Source organism: Streptomyces bobili, assembly GCF_002154575.1.
Lineage (GTDB): Bacteria > Actinomycetota > Actinomycetes > Streptomycetales > Streptomycetaceae > Streptomyces > Streptomyces bobili.
The window spans coordinates 1-1,872 of sequence record NZ_MUBA01000909.1 but is presented as its reverse complement, the minus strand read 5'-3'; the positions used below and the strand labels follow the sequence as shown (position 1 = coordinate 1,872).

Annotated in this window: 1 protein-coding gene and 1 pseudogene; one reads left to right on the top strand and one right to left on the bottom strand. The window is 76.1% G+C overall.

All coding sequences use genetic code 11. From position 1 onward, the window contains the following. Positions 1 to 898 (bottom strand): annotated as a pseudogene (locus BZL64_RS38640) (N-acetylmuramoyl-L-alanine amidase); the annotation flags it as partial. Positions 899 to 1,027: 129 nt separating this feature from the next. Here BZL64_RS38640 and BZL64_RS38635 point away from each other — a divergent pair. Continuing rightward, positions 1,028 to 1,786 (top strand): TIGR03089 family protein, encoded by a 759-nt coding sequence (locus BZL64_RS38635; protein WP_167396272.1) that lies wholly within the window; start codon positions 1,028 to 1,030, stop codon positions 1,784 to 1,786. The last annotated feature ends 86 nt before the right edge of the window (positions 1,787 to 1,872 follow it).

The window sequence follows — 1,872 nt, the reverse complement described above, 5'->3', positions numbered from 1 at the left end:
CGTCGGCGCCCCAGCCGCGGCGGGTAACGATGCCCGGACGGGGGCCGATGTACGGCTTCGCGCGCTGAGCGGCCGTCAGTTCGCCGGAGCCCAGGGTGAGGAGTTCGCTCTCGGTGCCCGCGCGGTCGAGGGCGGGGATCTCGGTGGCGCCGAGGCCGGCGAGCGGGGCGTTGGCGGCGGAGGCCTCGGCCGCCTCGACGGTGGTGGCTCCGGCGGTCGTGCCTTCGGTCAGTTCGGCCGCCGTGCCCGATGCCGCCTCGGGGGCGTGGGCGGGGCCGGCGGGGCCGCCCGCGTCGGTGGTGCCCGGGTCGACGAGTTCCAGGCGCATCCCCGCGGGGAGTTCCAGGGACGAGGACACGGTGCGGGCGCCCTCCGCGGTGTCCTCCGTACGCTGCTCGGCGTCCGGGCTGACGCGGACCTCCACGCCGTCGGACTCCCCCACCCAGAGCGGGGCGGTGGCGCCGCGGACGTGACCGGAGGCGCGTTCGGGGGTGTCGGGGTCGGCGCCGTGGTCGGCGTTGTGCGTCTCGACGTCCTGCCAGGCGGACCAGGTGCCGGTGCCGGCGGCGCGGGTACGGACCTGGACGCGGCCGTGCAGTTCGGCGTCCGGGTCGTCCCAGACGACGCCGAGGAGGGAGAAGGACCGTACGTCCCGGCGGGGCAGGCCCTGTTCGGCTCCCGTGCCGCCTAGGGCACGGTCGCGGGAGAGGGGGGTCAGGGGCAGCGACTGGGTGCTGCCGGCGAGCGGGGCGGCGGGGCCGGCGGGCCGGGCCGCGGCGGGTGCCGCCTGCACGGTCGTCGCCGGACGCGCCGTCACCGCGGTGGCGGGGGGCGTCAGCGGGAGGGCTAGTGCGGCCGCACAGGTGACGCCGATCGAGGAAGCAAGCAGTCCACGCATGCCACTGATCCTGAACATAGTCATACATTTCTGTCCATCGGGGACTTGATGGGGCGTCGGCGGGCGTTCCGCCGAACCGGTGGCCCGGTGGCGGGCGTTCGCCGAGGCGCGGCGCGTACGCTGACGCGGGTGAACGCCACTGACCGCACCCCTGCCGACCTGCTGCGTTCCGCGCTCGCCGCGGACCCCGCGCGTCCCCTGGTGACCTTCTACGACGACGCGACGGGCGAACGGGTCGAATTGTCCGTGGCCACCTTCGCCAATTGGGTGGCCAAGACCGCCAACCTCATCCAGGACGGGCTGTCCGCCGAACCCGGCGACCGCGTCGCCCTGCTGCTGCCCGCGCACTGGCAGACGGCGGTGTGGCTGGTGGCGTGTTCCTCGGTCGGGGTCGTCGCGGACGTGGCCGGGGACCCGGCCCGCGCGGACTTCGTCGTGGCGGGGCCCGGCCGGTTCGAGGCGGGCCTGGCGTGCCGGGGCGAGCGGTACGCGCTGTCGCTCGCGCCGCTCGGCCGCAGGTTCGTCCCGGCGCCGCCGGAGGGATACGCCGACTACGCGGTGGAGGTCCCGACCCACGGCGACCGTTTCGCTCCGTACGCGCCCGTCGATCCCGAGGAGCCCGCACTGATCGTCGCCGGCGCGGAGTTCACGAGCGCGGAGCTGGTGGACCGCGCCCGCGCCGACGCGCCCGCCCTCGGTCTCCTGGGCCCCGGCTCCCGCCTCCTGTCGGGCCTGCCGTACGACACCTGGGAGGGCCTCAGCGCCGGGCTGTACGCCCCGCTCGCCACCGGCGGGTCGGTCGTCCTGTGCCGAAACCTGGACCAGGCGCCGGAGGAGACCCTGACGAGGCGGATCGACAGCGAACGGGTGACGGCGACGGCACGGTAGCCGGGCGCGGCATCGCGTACGGTCCCGACTGCTGGGCCCACCTCCCTGGCGTGGGGCGACCGGGCGCTTCCTCGCCCCCGCCGCCC